Genomic DNA, 23,303 nt, shown 5'->3' on the forward strand with positions numbered 1-23,303 from the left:
ACCTGAGTTAAGGGATCGCATGTCCTTCTTCTACGAGCTGGCCGACCAGTACATCGACGGTGAGTGGCGGACCGGCACCGGCTCGTGGGACATCATCGATTTCAATCCCTACAACGGGGAGAAACTCGCCGCGATCACCATCGCGACCGCGCAGGAGGTCGACCTGGCCTACCGCGCCGCCGAGCGCGCCCAGCGGTCCTGGGCCACCACCGGCCCGTACGAGCGCCGCAGCGTCCTGGAGCGCGCCCTGCGCATCACCGAGGAGCTGCACGACGACATCGTCGAGGCGATCGTCGACGAGCTGGGCGGCACCCGACTCAAGGCCCAGTACGAGGTGCGCGTCGCCAAGGAGTTCCTGCGCGACGCGATCCAGCAGGCGCTGCGCCCCCGGGGCCGCATCCTGCCCTCCCCGGTGGACGGCAAGGAGAACCGTCTCCACCGGCAGCCAGTCGGCGTCATAGGGGTGATCAGCCCCTTCAACTTCCCTTTCCTGGTGACGATGAAGTCCGTCGCACCGGCCCTCGCGCTCGGCAACGCGGTCGTCGTCAAGCCCAACCAGAATGCCCCGGTCGTCGGCGGCGGGCTGATCGCCAAGATCTTCGAGGATGCCGGGCTGCCCGCCGGACTGCTCAACATCCTGATCACCGATGTCGCCGAGATAGGGGACGCGTTCATCGAGCACCCCGTGCCCAAGGTGATCTCCTTCGCGGGCACGGACCGGGTCGGCCGCCACGTCGGCGCGATCGCGGCCGGACACTTCAAGCGGACGATCCTCGAACTCAGCGGCAACAGCGCCCTGGTGGTGCTGGACGACGCCGACATCGGCTACGCGGTCGATGCGGCCGTCTTCAGCCGCTTCGTGTACCAGGGGCAGGTCTGCATGGCCGCCAACCGCATCCTGGTCGACCGCCGCGTCGAGCGGGAGTTCACCGAGAAGTTCACCGCCAGGGTGGCCGCGCTGCGGACCGGCGACCCGCGCGACCCGGAGACCCAGATCGGCCCGGTCATCAACACCTTCCAGGCCGACGCCCTCACCGCCCTGGTGGATCAGGCACTCGCCGAGGGGGCCACCGCGCTCGTACGGGGCCGGACCCGCGGCAACCTCGTCGAACCGACCGTGCTCACCGGGCTCCCCGAGGGCTCCCCGCTGCTGTCCCAGGAGATATTCGGCCCGGTGGCGCTGCTGGTGACGTTCGACGGCGAGGACGATGCCGTACGGATCGCCAACGACACCCCGTACGGACTCAGCGGCGCTGTGCACACCCGCAGCACCGAACGAGGGGTGCGGTTCGCGCAGCGCGTCGTCAGCGGGATGTTCCACGTCAACGACTCCACTGTCCAGGACGATCCGCTGGTGGCCTTCGGGGGCGAGAAGTCCTCCGGGATCGGCCGACTGAACGGCGAGGCGACCGTGGACGCCTTCACCACCCAGAAGTGGATGTCCATTCAGCACGGCCGGACCGCATTCCCCTTCTGACACCGATGGGTTGAGGACAGGAGCTGACCGCAAGGGTCCGTAGCGTGGTCGGTGTCAGGAAGAAACCGGCACGGTTCCCCAAGGCGGACATCATGGTCACTCACGTTCCCGCAGAAGCCTCCGGCGACGAGCGCGGCGCGCTCCTCTCCTTCGTCGAGGCGCAGCGCGGCGCGATCCGGCGCTCGCTCATCGGTCTGACCGAGGAGCAGGCGGCGAGCCGGCCCAGCGCCAGTGAGCTCTCCCTCTCCGGGCTGCTCAAGCACGTCGCCGAGACCGAGCTGAACTGGCTGCGGATGGCTCAGCAGCGGCCGAGCGAGACATCCCGCAATGAGGAGACCTGGGCGGACAGCTTCCGGCTCGTCGGCGACGAGACCGTGGAGCGGATGCTGGAGTTCTGGGACGGCGTCGCGGTCGAGGTGGAGAAGTTCATCCGCTCGGTGCCCGGCATGGACGACACCTTCCCGCTGCCCGACGCGCCCTGGTTCCCGAAGGAGGGGCGGGTCTCGATGCGCTGGCTGCTGCTCCATCTCGTCGAGGAGCATGCCCGGCACGCCGGGCACGCCGACATCATCCGGGAGTCCTTGGACGGCCGAACCGCGTTCGAGCTGGTCGCCGAGGCGGGGGGATACTCTCATCAAAGTTGAATAGAAAGGGTGCGCGACATGTCCGCGATCCGGCTGCTGGTCCTCTGTGCCGTGCGTCAGCACGGCCGGGCGCACGGCTATCAGGTCCGCAACGACCTGGAGTACTGGGGCGCTCACGAGTGGTCCAACGCCAAACCCGGGTCGGTGTACCACGCACTGAAGCAGATGGCGAAGCAGGGGCTGCTGGTCGCCCATGAGACCGCCCCGAGTACGGCGGGCGGCCCGCCCCGTACCGAGTACGAGATCACCGATCGGGGCAACGAGGAGTACCTCACTCTGCTGCGCGCGGCGCTGACCTCGTACGACCAGAAGCTGGACGTGCTGTCGGCGGGCCTCGGTGGCATCGTCGACCTGGAGAGGTCCGAGGCGATCGCGCTGCTCAAGGAGCGAGTGGCCGGCCTCGCGGCCTGGCGGGCCTCGGTCACCGAGTACTACACGCCGGAGGCCGGGCCCGAGTCGATCGGTCACATCGGCGAAATCATGAACATGTGGGTCCACTCGGCGGATGCCGGGGCCGAGTGGACGCGCGGGCTGATCGCCCGCATCGAGGACGGGGCATACACCTTCGCGGGGGAGGGTGAACCCTTCGTCGGCGTGCTCGCCGAGGGGCAGGAGAACCCGTACGCGACGGGTGTCCACGATCCGGGCGACGACGAGTAATCAAGTTTGACGAATGGGGTCGGTGCGGTTACCTTCGACCCGCTAGTCAAGTTTGACTACGAGAGGGTGTGGCGATTTTGACCGACGCGATCGTTGTCGAAGGTGTGCACAAGCGATACGGGGAGAAGCGCGCCCTGGACGGCCTGGACCTCACGGTCCGCCGTTCCACCGTCCATGCCGTGCTCGGCCCCAACGGCGCGGGCAAGACCACGGCCGTACGCATTCTGTCGACGCTGCTGCGGCACGACGAGGGGCGGGTCGAGGTGGCGGGATTCGACGTACGGGACCGGGCCGGCGAGGTCCGGCGCCGCATCGGACTGCTCGGGCAGTACGCGGCGGTCGACGAGGAGCTCGGTGGCCGGCAGAACCTGGAGATGTTCGGCCGTCTGTACCACCTGGGCGCACGCCGGGCGGGTGCGCGGGCGGACGAACTGCTGGCCCGCTTCGGGCTCGCGGACACCGGCCGGGGGCCGGTCAAGGAGTACAGCGGCGGCATGCGGCGACGGCTCGATCTTGCCGCCTCGCTGATCACCGACCCGGAGGTGCTCTTCCTGGACGAGCCGACCACCGGACTCGACCCGCGCGGCCGGGCCGAGGTGTGGTCGGCGGTGCGCTCACTGGTGGGCGGCGGCACGACCGTACTGCTGACCACGCAGTATCTGGAGGAGGCCGATCAGCTGGCGGACCGGATCTCGGTGATCGACGCCGGACGGGTGGCCGCCGAGGGGACGGCCGACGAGCTGAAGGCGATGGTGGCCGGGGACCGCATCGATGTCGTGATCCGGGACGGTTCGCAACTGGCGGCCGCTGCCCTGCTGTTGGGTGACGGCGCGGTAGTCGACGCGGACCGGCGGCTGATCGGGGCACCGGCGCCGGACCGGATGGCGACCCTGACCCGGGTCGTGCGTGCGCTGGAGGAGGCGGGCATCGAGGCGGAGGACATCGCGGTGCGGCGCCCGACACTGGACGAGGTCTTCCTCTCGCTGACCGACCGGAGGCCGGAGCACGCGGAGGCGGCGGCATGAGCGCGATGAGCTGGGCGGTGTCCGATTCCTGGACGATGACGCGACGCGAACTGGCGCACTGGGCGCGGCAGCCGGTGCGGATCGTCGTCGGCCTGGTCTTCCCCGTGATGCTGCTGCTGATGTTCAACTATCTGGTCGGCGGCGGGCAGGGCGTCGACGGCGACAACACCGAGTTCCTGGTGCCCGGCATGCTCGCGCTCACCATGGCCTTCGGCCTGGAGTCGACCATGCTCGCGGTCACCCAGGACCTCGACAAGGGCGTCATCGACCGGTTCCGTGCCATGCCGATGGTCTCCGGTTCGGTGCTGGTCGGCCGCAGCGTCGCGGACATGCTCCAGTCGGCCGCCGCGCTCGCCGTGATGACCGGCGTCGGATACGCGGTCGGCTGGCGCTGGCACCACGGGCCGGCCGCGGCGCTGGGGGCGCTGGGGCTGCTTCTGCTGCTGCGCTTCGCGATGCTGTGGATCGGCATCCAGCTGGCGCTGGTGGCCGGGAAGCCGGAGCTGGTGCAGGCGGTGCAGATCCTGGTCTGGCCGGTCGGCTTCCTCTCCAACGTCTTCGCCACCCCCGACTCGATGCCGGGCTGGCTGGGCGCGGTCGTCGAATGGAACCCGATGTCGGCCACGGCCACGGCGGTACGCGGCCTGTTCGGCAACCCGGGCGGGCCCGGCGGCACCTGGGCGTCCGACCACGCCGAACTGCTGGCGGTGACCTGGCCGTTGGCGCTGATCGCGGTGTTCCTCCCGCTGGCGGTAAGGAGGTTCGGGCGGATCGACCGCTGAGATCCGCTGCCCGGCTCTCAGTGATGGAAGGACGTTGCCGCCTGCTTGTCATGGCTCAACGGGTGCGGCTGGCGGCGCAGTTCGGGCAGGATCAGCCTGAGGTCCTCCAGCAGAAGGTCGGCGAGGTCCGACGAGAAGCCGTTGCGGCACACCACCCGGAGCACCGACAGGTCCTGCCGGTTGGCGGGGAAGGTGTACGCGGGCACCAGCCAGCCGTGCTCGCGCAGCCGTCTCGACACGTCGAAGACGTCGTACGCCTGCACATCCGGCGCGGTCGTCAGCGCGAAGACGGGCAGCTGGTCGCCCCGGGTGAGGAGCCGGAAGTCCCCGAGCTCCTCGATCTGCTTTGCGAGCCCGCCGGCGACGTCCCGGGACGCCTGTTGAACGGCCCGGTAGCCCTCCCGGCCCAGCCGCAGGAAGGTGTAGTACTGCGCCACCACCTGTGCGCCGGGCCGGGAGAAGTTCAGTGCGAAGGTCGGCATGTCGCCGCCCAGGTAGTTGACCCGGAAGACCAGCTCCTCGGGCAGCTCTGCGGGCGAGCGCCACAGTGCCCAGCCGACGCCCGGGTAGACCAGGCCGTACTTGTGCCCGGAGGTGTTGATGGAGGAGACCCGGGGCAGCCGGAAGTCCCACACCAGGTCCTCGTCCAGGAACGGCGCCACCATCGCGCCGGACGCCCCGTCCACATGGACGGGGACGTCGAGGCCGGTGCGCTCCTGAAGGGCGTCCAGGGCCGCGCAGAGCTCCGCGACCGGCTCGTACGAACCGTCAAAGGTGGAACCGAGGATGCCGACGACGCCGATGGTGTTCTCGTCGCAGAGGTCGACCGCGGCCTGCGGGTCGAGGTGGAAGCGCTCGCCCTCCATCGGGACCAGGCGCGGTTCGATCTCCCAGAAGTTGCAGAACTTGTCCCAGCAGACCTGCACATTGATGCCCATGACCAGGTTCGGCCGGGCGGTCGCCGGGTAGCGGTCGGGGTTCCTGGCCGCCCAACGGCGTTTGAGCGCCAGGCCGGCGAGCATGCAGGCCTCGCTGGAGCCCGTGGTCGAACAGCCCACGACGGCCGAAGGGTCGGGGGCGTTCCAGAGATCGGCGAGCATCGCCACACAGCGCCGCTCCAGCTCGGCGGTGCGCGGGTACTCGTCCTTGTCGATCATGTTCTTGTCGCGGCACTCGCCCATCAGCACCCCGGCCTGGGGCTCCATCCAGGTGGTGACGAAGGTGGCGAGGTTGAGCCGCGCATTGCCGTCGAGCATCAGCTCGTCATGGACCAGGCCGTACGCGGTCGAGGGCGGCATCGGCCCGTCGGGCAGCCGGTGCCGGGGCGGTGCCGACTCCATTCCGGCGGTGGGGTCGGCCTCCCCGAAGAACGGGTTGAGGGCCAGCCTGCGGCGTTCCTCGGACGGTTCCGTGCCCTGGGGCGAACCTTTGTGGAGAGGCATCGGCGGACAGCCCTTCTCGGCTCTCGGCGGTCATCGTGACCCGCGACGGTCCTGTCGGTGTGCGGTGGTTCAGCTCTCGGCGGCGAGGCCGTCCTTGATGGCCCGGGTGAACTTCACGACCCGTTCGGCCTGGACCCGGGCGGCGGTCAGGGTCTGCACGCCGACCGGGATGTCGCCCTGCCCCGCGACGTGCGAAGTGCCGTACGGATTGCCGTCGACGAACTTCGACGGGTCCGTGTAGCCGGGGGCGACCAGGATGCCGCCGAAGTGGTGGATCGTGTGGTAGAGCGCGAGCAGTGTGGACTCCTGGCCGCCGTGCGCGGTGCTGGTGGAGGTGAAGCCGCTGTAGACCTTGTCGGCGAGACGGCCTGCCTGCCAGAGGCTGCCGAGGGTGTCGATGAACTGCTTGAGCTGGGCGGCGACATTGCCGAACCGGGTCGGCGTACCGAAGATCACGGCGTCCGCCCAGAGCATGTCGTCCTTCGACGCCTCGGCGATGTCCGCGGTCGCTTTCGCGTTGGCGGCCCAGGCCGGGTTGGAGTCGATGGCCGCCTGCGGGGCGAGCTCGCCGGCCTTGCGCAGCCGTACCTCCGCACCGGCCTTCTCGGCGTCCTGCGCGGTGGCCTTGGCCATCGCGGCGATTGTGCCGGTCGAGGAGTAGTAGATGACGGCGACGTTGACGGACGTGGGCATTGCGGAATCCTCCGACAGGGCCTTACGGGACGTACCCATGCGAATCCATACGGATGTGACGATACGGAAAGCAGGGGCATCCGGCGCGTCGAGCGGCGGGGACCAGGGGGTCGGGCAAGGTGCCCGGTCCGGGCTCACCTCAGCGGCGTACCGTCCTCGTGCAACTGCATCTGCGGCCGCCCGGTCACCAGCAGCCAGGCCGGCAACGAGGCGATGCACAGCATCGGGAGCACAGCCGTGTCGCCGACCAGCACCGCCGCGGTGAACAGGCTCAGCCAGCCCTGCCGGGTGACGGCCAGCAGCACCCCCAGTACCGCACAGGTCACCGCCAGCGTCACCGGCACGGACGTGACCAGGGCATGGGCGCACAACCCCAGTGCGACACCCACGAAGACGGCGGGGAAGATCCGCCCGCCCCGGAAGCCGCAGGTCGCCGCGATCAGCAGCGCGGCCGTCTTCACCACGGCCATGACCGCGAACTGCCCGGCCGACCAGCCGCTCGGGTCGGCGGCGAGCTCCATCACCTCGTCGAGCCCCTTGAACAGGGTGAGACGGCCGCCCAGCGCGCCCAGCAGGCCGAGCAGCAGCCCGCCGAGGGTCAGTGCCAGGACCGGGTGCTTCAGGGCCCGGAAGGCCCGGTGCACGTACGGGAAGGCGTACACCGCCGCCAGGCCGAGCAGCGCGCCCGCCGCAGCGATGACGACCGAGGAGAGCAGATCGCCCCAGTGCGGGTGGGTGTAGGGCGGCAGCGACAGGTCGAAGCTGGGGCGGGCCAGCAGCGTCATGGTGAGCGCACCGGCGGCGCTCGCCGCGAGTGGGCCGAAGAGCCGGTCCCAGAGCGCACCCGGTCCGGCGCGGGAGGCGAGGATCTCGGAGAGGATCAGTGCGGCGGCGACCGGGGTGCCGAAGAGCGCGCCGATGGTGCCGGCCGCGGCGAGGGAGACCCACAGCTCCGCCGACGTGCCGGGAGCGAACCGGCGGCCGAGCCAGAAGGCCAGCGCGATATTGACGGCCGTGATCGGATTCTCCGGACCGAGGCTGATCCCGCCCGCCAGGGTGACGACCGTGACGAGCAGCAGACCCGGAACCACGCCCGGCGCGAGCGGCGGATCGACCAGCCCGCTGGTGGCCGGATCGGGACCGGCATGGCCGGGCATCACCCGGATGAGCAGCCCGGCCGCCAGCCCGCTCGCGGTGAGCACCACGACTATCCAGAGCGTGGAGTAGCGGCCGATGGAGAGCGCGTCGGGGAGCGTCCCCCAGAGCACGTCCTGCAGCTTCTCCGCGAGCAGGCTCACGCCGAGCAGGACGAGGGCCGAGACGACCCCGACGGCCAGTGCGGGCACGATGACGGGCAGCAGCCGGCGTACGGGATCGGTTTTGGCGGGATCGGTTTTGGCGGGATCGGCTCTGACGGGATCGGCTCTGGCGGGAGCGGCATCGGCAGGAGCGGTACTGACAGGATCGGGAGAATCTATGACCATCGGATCACCATAACGATGCACAAGCGGCATAACTCCCCTCGCATGGCGCCGGCGGCGATGGCGCCTCGGGCTTGCACCTCGCGTCGCGTCAGGACGCAGGCTCAGTACGTACCCGGAACGGAGAAGGGAGCGGGGAGTCGTGGACTATTCCGTGGGCCAGGTCGCCGGATTCGCCGGAGTCACGGTGCGCACCCTGCATCACTACGACGGCATCGGACTGCTCTCGCCCGGCGGGCGCAGCCACGCGGGTCACCGCCGCTACGACGACGGTGACCTCGACCGGCTGCAGCAGATCCTGTTCTACCGGGAGCTCGGCTTCCCGCTCGACGAGATCGCGGTACTGCTCGACGACCCGGACGCGGACCCGCAGGAGCATCTGCGGCGCCGGCACCGGCTGCTGTCCGACCGGATCGCCGAACTGCGAAAGATGGCCGCCGCCGTCGAAACAGCCATGGAGGCACGGAAGATGGGCATCAACCTCACGCCCGAGGAGAAGTTCGAGGTCTTCGGGGGCAAGGACCCCGAGGAGCACGCGGAGGAGGCCGAACGCCGCTGGGGCGGCACTGCCACGTACGCCGAGTCGCAGCGCCGGGTCGCCCGGTACACCAAGGACGACTGGAAGCGGATGCAGGCGGAGGTCGCCGACTGGGGCGCCGCCTACAACGCCCTGATGGAGACCGGTGAACCGGCCACCGGGGAACGGGCGATGGACCTCGCCGAGGCCCACCGGCTCCACATCACCAAGTGGTTCTACGAGTGCACCCCCGAGATCCACCGGGGACTCGGCGAGATGTATGTGTCCGACCCGCAGTTCCGCGCGTACTACGAGTCGATGCGGCCGGGCCTGGCCGAGCACCTGCGGGACGCGATCGACGCCAACGCGGAGCGCCTCGCGTAACCGGCACGGGGGTGGGGCGCTCTCACCCCCGTAGCCGCGTCGCTCAGCTCCTGCTGATCACGGCGGCCGTTTTGTACGCGCACACCGTCGGACTGGGCCGTCTGTCCGCCGCCGTATTCCTCGATGCCCATCGCGTGGCACCTCCTGCGGAAAGCTTTTGCCCCGGTTCGCCGGAGTATGTATCCTCGCGCGGGCCACTGGAACCCGGGGGCGTCATCCTGCGTTGATAGCTTTGGGCGGCCACGCAGCCGCCATCGATCGATCCAGGAGCCCGGACCCTTGAATACGCTTGCGCTCGGACCGAGCTGGCTGGACCCGGACTATCTGATCAGCACCTTCGGACTAATCGGTGTCCTCCTCATCGTGTTCGCCGAGTCCGGACTGCTGATCGGCTTCTTCCTGCCCGGCGACTCCCTGCTGTTCACCACGGGTCTGCTGGTGACCACGGGCCAGCTGAAGTATCCGCTCTGGCTGGTCTGCGTCCTGGTGGCGCTGGCGGCGATCATCGGCGACCAGGTGGGCTATCTCTTCGGCCGCAAGGTCGGCCCGTCGCTCTTCAAGCGCCCGGACTCCCGCCTCTTCAAGCAGGAGAACGTCGAGAAGGCCCACGAGTTCTTCGAGAAGTACGGACCGAAGTCGCTGATCCTGGCCCGCTTCGTGCCCGTCGTGCGTACGTTCACGCCGATCATCGCCGGTGTGAGCCGGATGAACTACCGCTCGTTCATCACGTTCAACGTCATCGGCGGTGTGCTCTGGGGCGTCGGGGTCACGCTGCTCGGGGCCGCGCTCGGGCAGATCGAGTTCGTCCGCAAGAACATCGAGGCGATACTCATCCTGATCGTGCTCATCTCGGTGGTGCCGATCGCGATCGAGTTCCTGCGGGCCCGCTCCAGGACGAAGAAGGAAGCGGCGGCCGGTGGCGGCGAGGGCCACGGCCCGTCCACCGGGGGCAGCCCGGCCACGGGGCAGCGCGGCCGCCACGCCAAGCGCTGACCCGGAGCCGTACCGGCGGCAGCCTCAGAAGCCGCGTGTCCGCTTGGCCGCGCGGCGATTCGCCCCGCCGACCGCCCCCGGCACCCGCATGAACAGCCGGGAGATCTCGCTTCCCAGATTCACCCCGATCGCGATGGCCAGCGCCGTTGCCACCGCGGTCGACAGCGAGGCGAGCCCGGTGTTCACGTTGCCCTGTGCCATGCCGAGCAGACCGAAGTACGTGGCCGAGCCGGGCAGCAGCGGGCCGATCGCCGCCGTGATGAACGGCAGCGACGAGGTGTACCGGTAGCGCGAGAGCAACTGCCCGAACAGGCCCACCAGACCGGCCGCTGTCGCCGTCGCCACCACCGGCGAGATACCGCCGGTCCTGGCCATCGCCCCGTAGATCACCCAGGCCACGGCGCCGTTGAGGGTCACCGCCAGCACCGTGGACCGGTCCTGCTGAAGCAGGATCGCGAAGGCGAAACAGAGCGCCATCGATGCCAGGATCTGCACCACCGGCCGGTCGTTGGCGATGAACCTGGCCTCGGGGTTCAGCTGGGCGCCCAGCTGAAGTCCCAGATACAGGACCAGGAGCACACCGACGACGATGCCGATGAACAGGTACATGACTTCGAGCAGGCGCGCGGCGGCGGTGATGTAGTAACCGGTCAGCCCGTCCTGCACACCCGCCACCAGGGCCCGCCCCGGCAGCAGCGCGAACAGCCCACCGGTGATGACCGCGGACGGCCGTACGTCCGACCAGTGGGTGAGGGTCAGCGCCACGCCCATCGCGGCGGGCGGCATCGCGGCCACCACGAACTGATAGAACTCCGGCAGCCCCCGCCCGGCAAAGAGCCAGGCGAGCCGGTCGCCGAGCATCGCGCCGATCGCCGCCACCAGGAACACCAGTGGACCACCGCCGACCAGCACCGATGCCGCCCCCGCAAGACCGCCGGCGGCCAGCGTCAGCACCCAGCCGGAGTACGGGTGCCGGTTGCGCCGGATCTCGGCCAGGCGCCGGTAGGCCTCCTCCAGCGAGACCTCGACATCCTCGGTGGTGATGTCGTCGATGAGCCGGAAGACGGCGGCCAGCCGGGTGTAGTCGGTGCCACGACGGCGTACGGTACGACTCGCCGTCACCGGGTCGTCCACCAGCGACGGCTGGTGCGAGATCGACAGCAGGGTGAAGGTGACCGTGGGCTCGCAGCGGTCCAGGCCGTAGCTGCGTGTCACCGCGAACATCGCCGCCTCGACGTCCTCGGCGCCCTCACCGCCGGCGAGCAGCAGCTCCCCGATACGCAGCGTCAGGTCGAGCACGCGCGGCACCGCGGGCCCCGCCTCGTCGGACTTCTGCACCGGCTCGGGTGCCGGGCGCTCGGCGACCGGCATCCGCAGCATCGTGCGCATCCGGTCCTGCCAAGGGGCCTCCTTGGTCAGCCGGATCATCGGGCTGCCGTGCGCCGGAGTGAACGCGGGTGGCGGATGCTGGGCGCTGTAGGTGCGCGGCGGGGCGAAGGCGGAGCCGATCGTGTCCGAGCCGGAGGCCGGACCGGAACCGGGTCCGGAGCCCGAAGCGGAGCCTGTCCCCGACCCCTGGGGCTCGGTCGTCAGACCGGTCGGAATGGCGAATTCCGACGTCGGGTGATCGTCGTCGGAGGCAGACGTGGGCCTCCCCACCCCGGCCGGCGGGACGAAGGCGCTGCGCGCCTCGTCGGACTGGGGCTTCTGGTCCTCCGGACCGCCCGGTTCCGCCACCACTCGACCTCGCTCCTCATCGGCTGCGCGTCTTCGGTTGCGCTTCTGCCCAGTATGGCCACGGGCAAGGGTGCGGATGCGAGGAGGGCGGAACCACGGACCGGACGGGCACGCGGACGGGCAGACGAGACGGGCGGCACCCCGTGGGAAGGAGTGCCGCCCGTCTCCGGCACGGAACCGTAAACGGAACCGTGCGATGTACCCCGGCCGGAATCCGGCCGCGACCCTTGGGTCAGTGCGCGCCGCCCTGTGCCTCAAGGCGCTTGTAGGAGGCCTCGATCTCGGCCTCGGCCTCGGCGCGGCCGACCCAGTCGGCGCCCTCGACGGACTTGCCGGGCTCCAGGTCCTTGTAGACCTCGAAGAAGTGCTGGATCTCCAGGCGGTCGAACTCCGACACGTGGTGGATGTCACGCAGGTGTTCCACCCGGGGGTCGGAGGCCGGCACGCACAGCAGCTTGTCGTCGCCGCCGGCCTCGTCCGTCATCCGGAACATGCCGATGGCGCGGCACTTGATGAGGCAGCCGGGGAAGGTCGGCTCGTCCAGGATGACCAGCGCGTCCAGCGGGTCACCGTCCTCGCCGAGGGTGTTCTCGACGAAGCCGTAGTCCGCCGGGTAGCTGGTCGAGGTGAAGAGTCGACGGTCCAGGCGGATCCGACCGGTCTCGTGGTCCACCTCGTACTTGTTCCGCGAACCCTTCGGGATCTCGATGGTGACGTCGAACTCCACGGGTGGCTCCTCCATGATCAAGACATACGACTGGTGATTAAGTGTCCCCCACGCAGATGTGTGCTCGCGAAAGGGGCTGGTCAACGGTGGACGAGCCGGTGAAAAGACCGTCGGTCGATCCGCTCGACAAGCTGAGCAGGCTCACCCGGCAGGCCAGCGTGGTCAGGCTGAAGGGACTGAACGATCGGCAGTTCACGGCTGTCTCCGCCGGCCTCGGCCTGGCGCTCGCAGCCGGCGTCGTCCTTGCCGCCGGCCCCTGGGACTCGGGTCAGCGTAAGGCCGAGCAGGACTGGGCAGCCGCCCGGAGCCGTACAGGTGGCGTACATCACGAACCCGGCGCACCGTCCGGACCGGAGCCCGCACCCAGCGCCCCGGCCGTCCTCGCGCCCCTCTCCTCCGTCGTCGACAACGCCGCCCCGGACGCCCGAGACGCTCCGGACGGCGCAGCGGCCGCCCTCCGTGCCACCCTGGGCCCGCTGCTGAAGGCCCCCGCCCTGGGCACCGTGCGTACCGCCGTCGTCATCGACACCGCCACCGGCGAGCGGCTGTACGGCCAGGGCGCCGACACGCCCATGACACCCGCCTCCACCGTCAAGATCGCCACCGCGGTCGCCGCCCTGAGCGCGCTCGGCCCCGACCACCGCATTGCCACGACGGTCCGGGCGTCCCCCGACTCCCGCAGCATTGCCCTGGTCGGCGGCGGCGACCCCACCCTCGACAAGGCCGCTCTGCGCGCACTGGCCGCCGACACCGCCCGCACCCTGAAGGACCGGGGCGTAAAAACGGTCCGCCTCACGTACGACACCTCCCGCTACTCCGGCCCGGCCCGGCACCCGATCGGCCCCAACGAGAACATCGCGCCCGTCAGCGCCCTGATGACCGACGAAGGCAGGCTCGACAGCACCGACAGCGGACCCGCCCCACGCAGCGACGACCCGGCCGGTGACGCCGCCCGGACCTTCGGCGAAATGCTCCACGACGCCGGGATCGCCACCCGGTCCGGCCCGGCGCCCGGCAGGCCGGCCGCCAAGTCCCGGCCGGTCGCCGAACACCTCTCCGCCCCGCTCTCCGCGCTGGTCGAACGGGCCCTGACCAACAGCGACAACGACATCGCCGAGGCACTCGCCCGGCAGACCGCCCTGGCCGCGGGCGAACGGGCCGACTTCGACGGCGGCCGACGGGCCGTCACCGCACAGCTCAAGAAGCTCCACCTGCCGCTGAAAGGTGCGAACTTCGCCGACGGCAGCGGGCTGAACCGCAAGGACAAGGTCACCGCCGGACTGCTGGCCGGCCTCCTCGCCCGCGCCGCCGACCCCGACCACCCCGAACTGCGCCCCGTCCTCACCGGCCTCCCGGTGGCCGGATTCAGCGGCACCCTCAGCGGCCGCTACACCCAGAAGTCCGCAGGCACCGGCCTGATCCGCGCCAAGACCGGCACCCTCACCGGCGTGAACACCCTCGCCGGGACGGTCGTCGACACGCAGGGCCGGCTGCTCGCCTTCGCCTTCCTGGCATCCGGTACGACATCTCCGTCCGAGGCCCAGTCCTCCCTCGACGCCCTCGCCACCAGCCTCGCCGCCCGTACCCGATGAGCCGGTCAACACCACACCGCGGACGCACCCGAGCACGTACGGTTGACGCATGACGAGCATCGGTGGTGCCGAGATGGTCGACTGGAATCTCGCGGTCGCGACCGCGACCCGACTTGTGCGGCCGGGGCCCGAGATCAGCCGCGAGGACGCCCGCGAGGTCGTCGCGGAGCTGCGCCGGCATGCCAAGGCTGCGGAGGAGCACGTCCGTTCCTTCACCCGGATGATCCCCGAGGGGACCGAACCGGAGGACACCCCGGTCCTGGTCGTGGACCGGGCCGGCTGGATCAAGGCCAATGTCGCGGGCTTCCGCGAACTGCTCCGCCCGCTCCTGGGGAAGATGCAGGACCGGCGTGGCAACGGCCCGGGCGGCGCCGTGCTCGGTGCGGTCGGCGGCAAGGTGACCGGCGTCGAGGTGGGGATGCTGCTGTCGTTCCTGGCCTCCCGGGTCCTCGGCCAGTACGAGACGTTCGCCCCCGCCACCCGTGAGCTCCCGGCCTCGGCCGACGGCGGCGGCAGGCTGCTGCTCGTCGCCCCGAACATCGTCCACGTCGAGCGCGAACTCGAGGTCGACCCGCACGACTTCCGGCTCTGGGTCGCCCTCCACGAGGAGACCCATCGCACCCAGTTCACCGGTGTGCCCTGGCTTCGCGACCATCTGCAGGGCGAGATCCAGTCGTTCCTCGAAGAGACCGACGTCGACCCGATGGCCGTGCTGGAACGGCTCCGCGAGGCAGCCCAGTCCCTGGCCGGGGGCCGCCCCGAGGGCGAGGACGGCGAGGACGGCGGCCGCAGCCTCGTCGAACTGGTCCAGACACCCGCCCAGCGCGAGATCCTCGGCCGGCTCACCGCCGTGATGTCCCTGCTCGAAGGCCATGCCGACTACGTGATGGACGGCGTCGGCCCCGAGGTCGTCTCCTCCGTCGGCGAGATCCGGGAGAAGTTCCAGCAGCGCAGGGCGCGCGGTGCGAGCCGTCTCGACCAGGCGCTGCGCAAGCTTCTCGGGCTCGATGCCAAGCTGCGCCAGTACCGCGACGGCGAGCGATTCGTCCGTGCCGTGGTCGACGAGGTCGGCATGGACGGCTTCAACCGGGTCTGGACCTCACCGAACACCCTCCCGACCAAGGCGGAGATCGCGAAACCGACGGACTGGATCGCGAGGGTGCACCGTAAGGCAGAGTCCTGATCACGACGGGCCCGACGGCGAACGACAGAACACGAACGCGCCGGTATTCACCCATCCGAGGGACCGTAGAGGCATGGGAAGGCGTGCAATGCTCGATGGACGGCTTGCCTCTGTCACCATCGACGCACTCTGAGTGACGGCACTCTTCCCGTCCCGCCACTCCGAGGCACCTCCCAAAACTTCACGAAGGGCACCGGACATGGGTCCCCATCCTGCGGTCGCGGCGATACGCCTGGCGGTCCGCCGCGTACTCCACGACGTACTCACCGAACACACCCGGGCCGCCGAGCACACCCGGCGCACCCCACACCCCGAGCTCGCCGACGCCGGCGCGGGCAGGCAGCGCGCCGCACTCCCCGAACGCCCCGATACCCCACTGGTGCTGGTGGCATGCTCCGGCGGCGCCGATTCCATGGCACTCGCCTCCGCCCTCGCCTTCGAGGCCCGCAAACTCGACGTCCGGGCCGGCGGCATCACCGTCGACCACGGCCTCCAGGACGGATCCGACGCCCGGGCCGCCGAGGTCGTCGACCGCCTCACCGCCATGCACCTCGACCCGGTCGAGTCCGTCGCCGTGCAGGTCGGCCAGGAAGGCGGACCCGAGGCCGCGGCCCGCGACGCCCGCTACGCCGCCCTCGATGCGGCGGCCGAGCGGCACGGCGCCGCCGTCGTCCTGCTCGGCCACACCCGTGACGACCAGGCGGAGACGGTGCTGCTGGGCCTCGCCCGCGGCTCCGGCATCCGCTCCCTCTCCGGCATGGCCGCCGCATCCGGCCCGGCCGACCGCTACCGCCGCCCCTTCCTCCAGCTCGACCGCCAGACCGCCCGCAAGGCCTGCCTCGTCCAGTCGCTGCCCGTCTGGGACGACCCGCACAACATCGACCCCGCCTACACCCGCTCCCGACTGCGTCACGAGGGCCTGCCCGCCCTGGAGAAGGCCCTGGGCAAAGGGGTCGTCGAGGCCCTGGCCCGTACGGCGCAGCTCTCCCGCGACGACGCCGACGCCCTGGACACCTGGGCCGCCGAGGCCGACCGCGCCGTGCGGGACGACGCGGGCCGGCTGGAGTGCGCCAAGCTGTACGCGCTGCCGCCCGCCGTGCGCCGCCGGGTACTGCGCCGGGCCGCCATGGAGGCGGGCTCCCCGGCCGGTTCGCTCTTCGCCCGGCACATCGAGGAAGTCGACCGTCTGATCACCGGCTGGCGCGGCCAGCGGGCCATCAACCTGCCCGGCCGGGTCGAAGCCATGCGACAGGGTGGCAGACTGGTGATTCGGCAGAGCTGAAGCACGAGCGGCTGACATGCAGGCGAGCGGCCGCGCAGGTCCGGGCCAATACCCCGGATCCGGCAGGCAAAGAAAGAGACGCGGGTGAACGAGAAGGACATGGGCACCGACCTTCAGTCGGTGCTCCTCACCAAGGAAGAGATCGACGCGAAGCTCGTCGAGCTGGCCGCGAAGATCGACGCGGAGTACGCGGGCAAGGACCTGCTCATCGTCGGCGTCCTCAAGGGCGCAGTGATGGTGATGGCGGACCTGGCGCGCGCGCTGTCCACCCCCGTCACCATGGACTGGATGGCCGTCTCGTCGTACGGCGCGGGCACCCAGTCCTCCGGAGTGGTCCGGATCCTCAAGGACCTGGACACCGACATCAAGGGCAAGCACGTCCTGATCGTCGAGGACATCATCGACTCGGGCCTGACGCTGTCCTGGCTGATGTCGAACCTCGGCTCGCGTGAGCCGGCGTCCCTGGAGATCTGCACCCTGCTGCGCAAGCCGGACGCGGCCAAGGTCGCGCTCGACTGCAAGTGGGTCGGCTTCGACATCCCCAACGAGTTCGTCGTCGGATATGGGCTGGATTACGCGGAGAAGTACCGCAATCTGCCCTTCGTCGGCACGCTCGCTCCGCACGTCTACGGGGGCTGACCACCTCCCGGCACCTCTCGCCCGGCCCGTCCGGGGGCGGACGGCGGGAACCTTTTACCGGATTCCCGCCGTTGAGCCCTTGAAGGCGGGTTTTGACAGACGTCCCCGGCAGCCGCAGGCGACAATGCTGGGGTACCGTCCGAAGAACAGTCTTTTCTCACAGCAGCATTTACCTACGGGCAGGAGGGACGGGGCGTCATCGCCCCGTATGGATGGACGTGAAGCGATACTTCCGTGGGCCGGTCATGTGGATCGTGCTGGCCGTCCTCGCCGTGGTCGTGTTGATGCAGGTCGTCGGCTCGTCGGGCGGCTACAAATCGGTGGACACCGGCAAGGTGATCCAGGCGATCAGCAAGGACCAGGTGGCGCAGGCCAAGCTGACCACCGGTGACGAACAGATCATCAAGATCGAGTTGAACAAGGGCCAGAAGCTTTCGGGCGAGTCCGGCAGCAAGTTCCAGGCGAGCTATATCGGCGACCAGGGTGTCCAGCTGGCCGACACGCTGCAGCAGAAGTTCGAGAGCGGCAAGATCGACAAGGGCTACACTGTCGCGCCGTCGAAGCAGTCCCCGTTCATCTCGATCCTCCTCTCGCTGCTGCCCTTCGTCCTGATCGTGGTCGTCTTCCTGTTCCTGATGAATCAGATGCAGGGCGGCGGCTCCCGGGTCATGCAGTTCGGGAAGTCCAAGGCGAAGCTGATCACCAAGGACACCCCGAAGACGACGTTCGCCGATGTGGCGGGGTCGGACGAGGCTGTCGAGGAGCTCGAGGAGATCAAGGAGTTCCTCCAGGAGCCGGCGAAGTTCCAGGCCGTCGGCGCCAAGATCCCCAAGGGTGTCCTGCTCTACGGGCCTCCCGGTACGGGCAAGACGCTGCTCGCACGCGCCGTCGCGGGTGAGGCGGGCGTCCCGTTCTACTCGATCTCCGGTTCCGACTTCGTCGAGATGTTCGTCGGTGTCGGTGCCAGCCGGGTCCGTGACCTTTTCGAGCAGGCCAAGGCGAACGCTCCGGCGATTGTTTTCGTCGACGAGATCGACGCCGTCGGCCGGCACCGCGGTGCCGGAATGGGCGGCGGTCACGACGAGCGCGAGCAGACGCTGAACCAGCTGCTCGTCGAGATGGACGGCTTCGACGTGAAGGGCGGCGTCATCCTGATCGCCGCCACGAACCGACCGGACATCCTCGACCCGGCGCTGCTGCGACCGGGCCGTTTCGACCGGCAGATCGCGGTCGACCGGCCGGACATGCAGGGCCGTCTCGAGATTCTCAAGGTGCACCAGAAGGGCAAGCCGGTCGCAAAGGACGTCGACCTCGGCGCCGTTGCCCGTCGTACGCCCGGCTTCACCGGTGCCGACCTGTCGAACGTGCTGAACGAAGCGGCGCTCCTCACGGCGCGCGGCAACCTGAAGCTGATCGACAACAAGATGCTCGACGAGGCCATCGACCGCGTCGTGGCGGGTCCGCAGAAGCGGACCCGGATCATGTCCGAGAAGGAGAAGAAGATCACCGCGTACCACGAGGGCGGACACGCCCTGGTCGCGGCGGCTTCCCCCCAGTCGGACCCGGTCCACAAGATCACGATCCTCTCCCGCGGCCGCGCCCTCGGTTACACGATGGTGCTCCCGGAGGAGGACAAGTACTCCACGACGCGCAACGAGATGCTCGACCAGCTGGCCTACATGCTGGGTGGGCGCGCGGCCGAGGAGCTGGTCTTCCACGACCCGACCACCGGCGCTGCGAACGACATCGAGAAGGCCACCGCAACGGCCCGCGCGATGGTCACGCAGTACGGCATGACGGAGCGGCTCGGCGCGATCAAGTTCGGCGGCGACAACACCGAGCCCTTCGTGGGCCGGGAGATGGGCCACCAGCGCGACTACTCGGAAGAGGTCGCGGCCCTCGTCGACGAAGAGGTCAAGAAGCTCATCGAGACCGCGCACAACGACGCGTGGGAGATCCTCGTCGAGAACCGCGACGTGCTGGACGCCCTGGTTCTCCAGCTCCTCGAGAAGGAGACGCTCGGCAAGGAGGAGATCGCCGAGATCTTCGCCCCGATCGTGAAGCGCCCGTCCCGTCCGGCATGGACCGGTTCCGCCCGACGCACCCCGTCGACGCGGCCGCCGGTGCTCTCGCCGAAGGAGCTCGCCCTCACCAACGGTGCCACCACGGCGAACGGCTCGGTCGTCCCCACGGACACCGTCCCGGCCACCGAGGTGCTCCCGGAGGACCGCCCCGAGAGCTGAGGTCCCGCGACCCCGGTGTGGCCCCTGTCACGGGAGCCGCACCGGGCCCGGAATGGATGCCGTGCCCCCGCAGGTTCTAGCCTGTGGGGGCGCGGCTTTTTCGTACGCCCGTGCGGAGGTATGCGCGGGTGACAGCTCAGAGGAACGAGGCACAGATGACCGACCCGGTGACGTTGGACGGCCAGGGTTCGATCGGTGAGTTCGACGAGAAGCGGGCCGAGGCGGCCGTACGCGAACTCCTCTTCGCCGTGGGCGAGGACCCGGACCGTGAGGGGCTGCGCGAGACGCCGGGGCGGGTGGCACGGGCGTACAAGGAGATATTCGCGGGCCTCTACCAGGAGCCCGAGGACGTTCTGACGACCACGTTCGACCTCGGCCACGACGAGATGGTGCTGGTCAAGGACATCGAGGTGTTCTCCACCTGTGAACACCACCTGGTGCCGTTCCGGGGTGTCGCGCATGTCGGGTACATCCCGGCGACCAGCGGCAAGATCACCGGCTTGTCGAAGCTGGCCCGCCTCGTCGATGTCTTCGCCCGCCGCCCGCAGGTCCAGGAGCGGCTCACCACGCAGATCGCCGATTCACTCATGGAGATTCTGGAGCCGCGCGGGGTCGTTGTCGTCGTCGAGTGCGAGCACATGTGCATGTCGATGCGCGGTATCCGCAAGCCCGGTGCGAAGACGCTGACCTCGGCGGTACGCGGCCAGCTCCGCGACCCCGCGACGCGCGCCGAGGCCATGAGCCTGATCATGGCGCGCTGAGCTCCGGAGCGGCTGTGAGGGGAGAGCTCGGTGACCGCTACGCGGCCGCCGAGCTCTTGTCGTTGTCCTCGTCCTCCGGGAGCTTGCAGATGCGCTCCAGCCAGAGGGCCGCGGCAACCACCGCGATGCCGGCCAGGACCGCGAAGCCCGCGTAGATCGCCTGGTCGCGGCGGGCCGGGATGTCGAGGGAGCCGAGCAGGAAGACGCCCGTGCCGCCGTACATGCCGGAGACCAGGGAGACGACCAGCGCGCTGGCCTGGCCGAAGACGACTGCGCGGGCCGCCATCAGCGGCTCGACGCCCTTGGCTCCCGGCCGGCGCTCACGCTGGGCGCGCAGCCGGGAACGGATGGAGAGGGCCGTCGCGAGCAGGATGGCGGCGATCACCGCGAGCACGATCGGCGCGGCGAGGGGAACGCTCGGCAGACTGCCCAGGGAGTCCCAGAGGCGGGCACCGCCCCAGGAGAGCACCCCGGCAGCGGCGAAGAGGCCGACCAGTACCCCGAGCCGTAGTTGCTTCACCGAGTGATCCGCCCTTCGCCGCCAGTGGTGCGTGTCACCAGTGGTCCGTGTCGCCAGTGATCCGTTTCCGTCGAGCCTAACGACTACTCGGGCAGACGGAGTTCCAGATCGGCCCGGGGCAGTACGCCCTCCCGGCCGACACCGGCCAGCAGCTGCGCGACGGGGCCGGCGCCGGGCAGCTGAGCCTCGGGGTCGACGTCGTGCCAAGGGGCGAGCACGAAGGCGCGCTCATGGGCACGGGGGTGGGGGAGGGTGAGCACCGGGTCGTCGGAGACGACGTCCGCGTACGCCACGATGTCGACGTCGATGGTGCGCGGGCCCCAGCGTTCCTCACGGACCCGGTCGAAGGCCTCTTCGATGGCCTGGCCGCGTTCCAGGAGGGAGGACGGGGGGAGCGTCGTCTTCACGACGATCACCGCGTTGAAGTACGAGGGCTGGGAGCCGGGAGCGACGCCCCAGGGCTCCGTCTCGTACACCGGGGAGACCGCTTTGACCCGTAGGCCGGGGGTGTCCTCCAGGGCGTCTATGGCGCTCTGGAGGGTCTCCAGGCGGTTGCCCAGATTGGAGCCCAGGGAGATCACAGCGCGTTTGGGGTTGGAGAGGGTGATGTCCGCGGCGTCCACCTGCTCGACCACGGAGGCGGGAACCGGCTGTACGGTCGGGTCGCTCTGCCCCTCGGTAGAAAATGCAGTCATACTCGGCTCCGGGTGATGGTGATGGTCACATCGTCGAAGGGGACGGTGATCGGCGCATCCGGCTTGTGCACCACCACCTCCACCTCCTCGACTCCTTCGTGCTTGAGGCACTTCTGGGCGATGCGCTCCGCGAGCGTTTCGATCAGATCGACCGGTTCCCCCTGCACCACGTCGACGACTTCCTCCGCGACGATGCCGTAGTGCACGGTCTTCGTCAGGTCGTCGGCGGCTGCCGCGGGGCGGGTGTCGAGGCCGAGCACCAGGTCGACGATGAACGTCTGGCCCTCTTCCCGTTCTCGGGGGAAGACGCCATGGTGTCCACGGGCCTTGAGGCCGCGCAGCGCGACACGATCCACGCGAATCACTCCTGCTGTCGTTGGGCGTAGAGACACGGGGCCGCGTGCTGACGGCTGGGTGCTCTCTTTCGAATCTACCTGCGAGCACCGACAGTGCCCGCCCGCGGGGGCTGTGGACAGGACCTTGCGGGGCTGGTAGCCGCTTCTACCCGCGGTTCCGGATTCCAACCCCTGTCGGGTGGATGCCTCGGTCAGGAGGATGTGTCCTCGTCCTCGTCCTCATCGGATTCGGTGAGGACGGGCGAGCCGTGGTGGGACCAGAGTTTCCAGCCGTCCGGCGTGCGCCGGAACACATTGGTGGCCACGACGAGTTGGCCGACCAGCGGTCCGAGCGCGTTGCCGTCCTCCGCGGGGCCGCCGCTGAGGATGTTCTCCGTGCAGGTCACCAGGGCCGTGTCGCCGGTCATCGAGACCCCGACATCGGTCAGGAAGAACTGGATGTACTCGGTGTTCGCCATGATCAGGGCGTAACTGCGCAACACCTCGCCGCGGCCGGTGAGCACCGGCCAGCCGGGGTGGACGCAGGAGATGGTGAGGTCCTCGCCCGGCAGCCAGAGCCCGGAGAGCTCGTCGAAGTCGCCGCGCTCCATCGCCTCGTAGAAGGCGGTGTTGGCCTGCTCGACGGCCGCGATGTCGGCGGCCGCCTCCGCGTGCTCGTCGCGGGGCCTGCTCACGCGGCTCCCTCGACGGCGCGGGCGACCCGTACCGCGTCGGCCGTGGCCCGTACCTCGTGGACACGGACGGCCCAGGCACCGGCGCGGGCGGAGAGCGCGGAGATCGCCGCAGTGGCGGCGTCGCGTTCGCGGGCGGGCGGCGGCGCGGCACCCTCGCCGGCCAGCACATGGCCGAGGAAGCGCTTGCGGGAGGCGGCGACCAGCAGCGGGCGGCCCAGGGCTCGCAGCTCGTCGAGGTGGGCGACCAGGGAGAGATCGTGGCCGGCGTCCTTGGCGAAGCCGAGACCGGGGTCGATCACGATCCGTTCCGGGGCGACGCCGCCCGCGATCACGGCGTCCATCCGCTCCCGCAGCTCCGCGACGACCTCGGCGACGACGTCCTCGTACACCGCCCGGCTGTTCATGGACTCGCTGAAGCCGCGCCAGTGCATCACGACGAACGGCGTGCCGGCCGCGGCGACGACCCTGATCATGTCCGGGTCGGCGAGGCCGCCGCTCACATCGTTGACCAGGGCGGCTCCGGCCGCGACCGACTCCTCGGCGACACGGGCCCGCATGGTGTCCACGGAGACCGTGACCCCTTCGGACGCCAGGCCCTTGACCACCGGGACCACGCGCCGCAACTCCTCCGACGCGTCCACGCGGCTGGCGCCGGGGCGGGTCGACTCGCCGCCGACATCGATCAGGTCGGCGCCCTCGGCGACCAGGTCGAGGCCGTGCTTGATCGCGGCCGTGGTGTCGAACCAGTGGCCGCCGTCGGAGAAGGAGTCCGGGGTCACATTGACGACACCCATGA

23 protein-coding genes are annotated in these 23,303 nt (G+C 69.8%); 13 read left to right on the forward strand and 10 right to left on the reverse strand.

Going from position 1 to position 23,303, the window contains the following annotated elements; translation table 11 throughout:
• The first annotated feature begins 19 nt into the window (after positions 1-19).
• From OG953_RS24005 to OG953_RS24025, 5 genes are all read left to right on the forward strand, one after another.
• Entirely contained in the window at positions 20-1,477 is a 1,458-nt protein-coding gene (locus tag OG953_RS24005; protein WP_405686765.1) for an aldehyde dehydrogenase family protein, read from the forward strand.
• Positions 1,478-1,569: 92 nt separating this feature from the next.
• The gene (locus OG953_RS24010) at positions 1,570-2,121 is read left to right on the forward strand and encodes a DinB family protein (protein WP_405686766.1); all 552 of its coding nucleotides are present in this window, start codon (positions 1,570-1,572) and stop codon (positions 2,119-2,121) included.
• A gap of 18 nt (positions 2,122-2,139) precedes the next feature.
• Entirely contained in the window at positions 2,140-2,781 is a 642-nt protein-coding gene (locus tag OG953_RS24015) for a PadR family transcriptional regulator (protein WP_405686767.1), read from the forward strand.
• Positions 2,782-2,858: 77 nt separating this feature from the next.
• Complete coding sequence (locus OG953_RS24020; protein WP_405686769.1) at positions 2,859-3,806, forward strand: ATP-binding cassette domain-containing protein; 948 nt, start codon at positions 2,859-2,861, stop codon at positions 3,804-3,806.
• Positions 3,803-4,588: an ABC transporter permease gene (locus OG953_RS24025; RefSeq protein WP_405686771.1), complete on the forward strand. Its 786-nt coding sequence runs from the start codon at positions 3,803-3,805 to the stop codon at positions 4,586-4,588. The genes OG953_RS24020 and OG953_RS24025 overlap by 4 nt, the downstream gene beginning before the upstream one ends.
• A 17-nt stretch (positions 4,589-4,605) precedes the next feature.
• Here OG953_RS24025 and OG953_RS24030 read toward each other — a convergent pair whose 3' ends face one another.
• The 3 genes from OG953_RS24030 to OG953_RS24040 form a co-directional block, all read right to left on the reverse strand.
• Positions 4,606-6,030, reverse strand: coding sequence for a glutamate decarboxylase (locus OG953_RS24030; RefSeq protein WP_405686773.1), 1,425 nt, complete (start codon positions 6,028-6,030; stop codon positions 4,606-4,608).
• Between the two features lie 69 nt (positions 6,031-6,099).
• Positions 6,100-6,723 (reverse strand): NAD(P)H:quinone oxidoreductase, encoded by a 624-nt coding sequence (gene wrbA, locus OG953_RS24035; protein ID WP_405686774.1) that lies wholly within the window; start codon positions 6,721-6,723, stop codon positions 6,100-6,102.
• 134 nt (positions 6,724-6,857) lie between these two features.
• The gene (locus OG953_RS24040) at positions 6,858-8,207 is read right to left on the reverse strand and encodes an ion channel protein (protein WP_405686775.1); all 1,350 of its coding nucleotides are present in this window, start codon (positions 8,205-8,207) and stop codon (positions 6,858-6,860) included.
• A 139-nt stretch (positions 8,208-8,346) separates the two neighbouring features.
• Between OG953_RS24040 and OG953_RS24045 the strand changes: the two genes are divergently transcribed.
• Together OG953_RS24045 and OG953_RS24050 are read left to right on the forward strand one after the other, a co-directional pair.
• Positions 8,347-9,105: a MerR family transcriptional regulator gene (locus tag OG953_RS24045; RefSeq protein ID WP_405686776.1), complete on the forward strand. Its 759-nt coding sequence runs from the start codon at positions 8,347-8,349 to the stop codon at positions 9,103-9,105.
• A gap of 279 nt (positions 9,106-9,384) precedes the next feature.
• Positions 9,385-10,098, forward strand: coding sequence for a DedA family protein (locus tag OG953_RS24050; RefSeq protein ID WP_405686777.1), 714 nt, complete (start codon positions 9,385-9,387; stop codon positions 10,096-10,098).
• Between the two features lie 24 nt (positions 10,099-10,122).
• On the opposite strand, the gene OG953_RS24055 is transcribed toward OG953_RS24050, so the two are convergent.
• Both OG953_RS24055 and OG953_RS24060 read right to left on the reverse strand, forming a co-directional pair.
• Entirely contained in the window at positions 10,123-11,838 is a 1,716-nt protein-coding gene (locus tag OG953_RS24055; RefSeq protein WP_405686778.1) for a threonine/serine exporter ThrE family protein, read from the reverse strand.
• Between the two features lie 229 nt (positions 11,839-12,067).
• Entirely contained in the window at positions 12,068-12,562 is a 495-nt protein-coding gene (locus OG953_RS24060) for an inorganic diphosphatase (protein WP_003968257.1), read from the reverse strand.
• An 86-nt stretch (positions 12,563-12,648) separates the two neighbouring features.
• On the opposite strand from OG953_RS24060, the gene dacB reads away from it, so the two are divergent.
• The 6 genes from dacB to folE all read left to right on the forward strand — a co-directional run bounded on the left by dacB (position 12,649) and on the right by folE (position 20,262).
• Positions 12,649-14,154, forward strand: a complete 1,506-nt coding sequence (gene dacB, locus OG953_RS24065; protein WP_405686780.1) for a D-alanyl-D-alanine carboxypeptidase/D-alanyl-D-alanine-endopeptidase — start codon at positions 12,649-12,651, stop codon at positions 14,152-14,154.
• Positions 14,155-14,203: 49 nt separating this feature from the next.
• Positions 14,204-15,337, forward strand: coding sequence for a zinc-dependent metalloprotease (locus tag OG953_RS24070; protein WP_405686781.1), 1,134 nt, complete (start codon positions 14,204-14,206; stop codon positions 15,335-15,337).
• Positions 15,338-15,536: 199 nt separating this feature from the next.
• Positions 15,537-16,619, forward strand: coding sequence for a tRNA lysidine(34) synthetase TilS (tilS, locus tag OG953_RS24075; protein ID WP_405686783.1), 1,083 nt, complete (start codon positions 15,537-15,539; stop codon positions 16,617-16,619).
• A 99-nt stretch (positions 16,620-16,718) separates the two neighbouring features.
• A complete protein-coding gene (gene hpt / locus OG953_RS24080; RefSeq protein WP_072487175.1) occupies positions 16,719-17,258 on the forward strand; it encodes a hypoxanthine phosphoribosyltransferase in 540 nt (179 codons plus the stop codon).
• A gap of 212 nt (positions 17,259-17,470) precedes the next feature.
• A complete protein-coding gene (ftsH, locus tag OG953_RS24085; RefSeq protein WP_405686784.1) occupies positions 17,471-19,501 on the forward strand; it encodes an ATP-dependent zinc metalloprotease FtsH in 2,031 nt (676 codons plus the stop codon).
• 155 nt (positions 19,502-19,656) lie between these two features.
• Positions 19,657-20,262 (forward strand): GTP cyclohydrolase I FolE, encoded by a 606-nt coding sequence (gene folE, locus OG953_RS24090; RefSeq protein ID WP_114245223.1) that lies wholly within the window; start codon positions 19,657-19,659, stop codon positions 20,260-20,262.
• Positions 20,263-20,299: 37 nt separating this feature from the next.
• Here the strand turns inward: folE and OG953_RS24095 are convergent, their stop codons facing one another.
• The 5 genes from OG953_RS24095 to folP form a co-directional block, all read right to left on the reverse strand.
• Entirely contained in the window at positions 20,300-20,782 is a 483-nt protein-coding gene (locus OG953_RS24095) for a DUF3180 domain-containing protein (protein ID WP_093893743.1), read from the reverse strand.
• Positions 20,783-20,865: 83 nt separating this feature from the next.
• Positions 20,866-21,477 carry a 2-amino-4-hydroxy-6-hydroxymethyldihydropteridine diphosphokinase gene (folK, locus tag OG953_RS24100; RefSeq protein ID WP_405686785.1) on the reverse strand — a complete coding sequence of 204 codons (612 nt, stop codon included), beginning with the start codon at positions 21,475-21,477 and terminating at the stop codon, positions 20,866-20,868.
• Entirely contained in the window at positions 21,474-21,833 is a 360-nt protein-coding gene (folB, locus tag OG953_RS24105) for a dihydroneopterin aldolase (protein ID WP_189546133.1), read from the reverse strand. Before folB ends, folK begins: the two co-directional genes overlap by 4 nt.
• A 191-nt stretch (positions 21,834-22,024) precedes the next feature.
• Positions 22,025-22,507: a nuclear transport factor 2 family protein gene (locus OG953_RS24110; protein ID WP_405686787.1), complete on the reverse strand. Its 483-nt coding sequence runs from the start codon at positions 22,505-22,507 to the stop codon at positions 22,025-22,027.
• Positions 22,504-23,301, reverse strand: coding sequence for a dihydropteroate synthase (gene folP, locus OG953_RS24115; RefSeq protein WP_405692026.1), 798 nt, complete (start codon positions 23,299-23,301; stop codon positions 22,504-22,506). The genes OG953_RS24110 and folP overlap by 4 nt, the downstream gene beginning before the upstream one ends.
• Positions 23,302-23,303: the final 2 nt, after the last annotated feature.

Source organism: Streptomyces sp. NBC_00057 (assembly GCF_045041165.1).
GTDB lineage: Bacteria > Actinomycetota > Actinomycetes > Streptomycetales > Streptomycetaceae > Streptomyces.

Bases quoted from the DNA above. Each gene is read 5' to 3' on its own strand.
- OG953_RS24010 (WP_405686766.1), top strand. From the start codon at position 1,570: ATGGTCACTCACGTTCCCGCAGAAGCCTCCGGCGACGAGCGCGGCGCG.
- ftsH (WP_405686784.1), top strand. From the start codon at position 17,471: ATGGACGTGAAGCGATACTTCCGTGGGCCGGTCATGTGGATCGTGCTG.
- OG953_RS24025 (WP_405686771.1), top strand. From the start codon at position 3,803: ATGAGCGCGATGAGCTGGGCGGTGTCCGATTCCTGGACGATGACGCGA.
- OG953_RS24070 (WP_405686781.1), top strand. From the start codon at position 14,204: ATGACGAGCATCGGTGGTGCCGAGATGGTCGACTGGAATCTCGCGGTC.
- folE (WP_114245223.1), top strand. From the start codon at position 19,657: ATGACCGACCCGGTGACGTTGGACGGCCAGGGTTCGATCGGTGAGTTC.
- tilS (WP_405686783.1), top strand. From the start codon at position 15,537: ATGGGTCCCCATCCTGCGGTCGCGGCGATACGCCTGGCGGTCCGCCGC.
- hpt (WP_072487175.1), top strand. From the start codon at position 16,719: ATGGGCACCGACCTTCAGTCGGTGCTCCTCACCAAGGAAGAGATCGAC.
- folP (WP_405692026.1), bottom strand. From the start codon at position 23,301: ATGGGTGTCGTCAATGTGACCCCGGACTCCTTCTCCGACGGCGGCCAC.
- folK (WP_405686785.1), bottom strand. From the start codon at position 21,477: ATGACTGCATTTTCTACCGAGGGGCAGAGCGACCCGACCGTACAGCCG.
- OG953_RS24005 (WP_405686765.1), top strand. From the start codon at position 20: ATGTCCTTCTTCTACGAGCTGGCCGACCAGTACATCGACGGTGAGTGG.
- OG953_RS24015 (WP_405686767.1), top strand. From the start codon at position 2,140: ATGTCCGCGATCCGGCTGCTGGTCCTCTGTGCCGTGCGTCAGCACGGC.
- OG953_RS24030 (WP_405686773.1), bottom strand. From the start codon at position 6,030: ATGCCTCTCCACAAAGGTTCGCCCCAGGGCACGGAACCGTCCGAGGAA.
- OG953_RS24040 (WP_405686775.1), bottom strand. From the start codon at position 8,207: ATGGTCATAGATTCTCCCGATCCTGTCAGTACCGCTCCTGCCGATGCC.
- wrbA (WP_405686774.1), bottom strand. From the start codon at position 6,723: ATGCCCACGTCCGTCAACGTCGCCGTCATCTACTACTCCTCGACCGGC.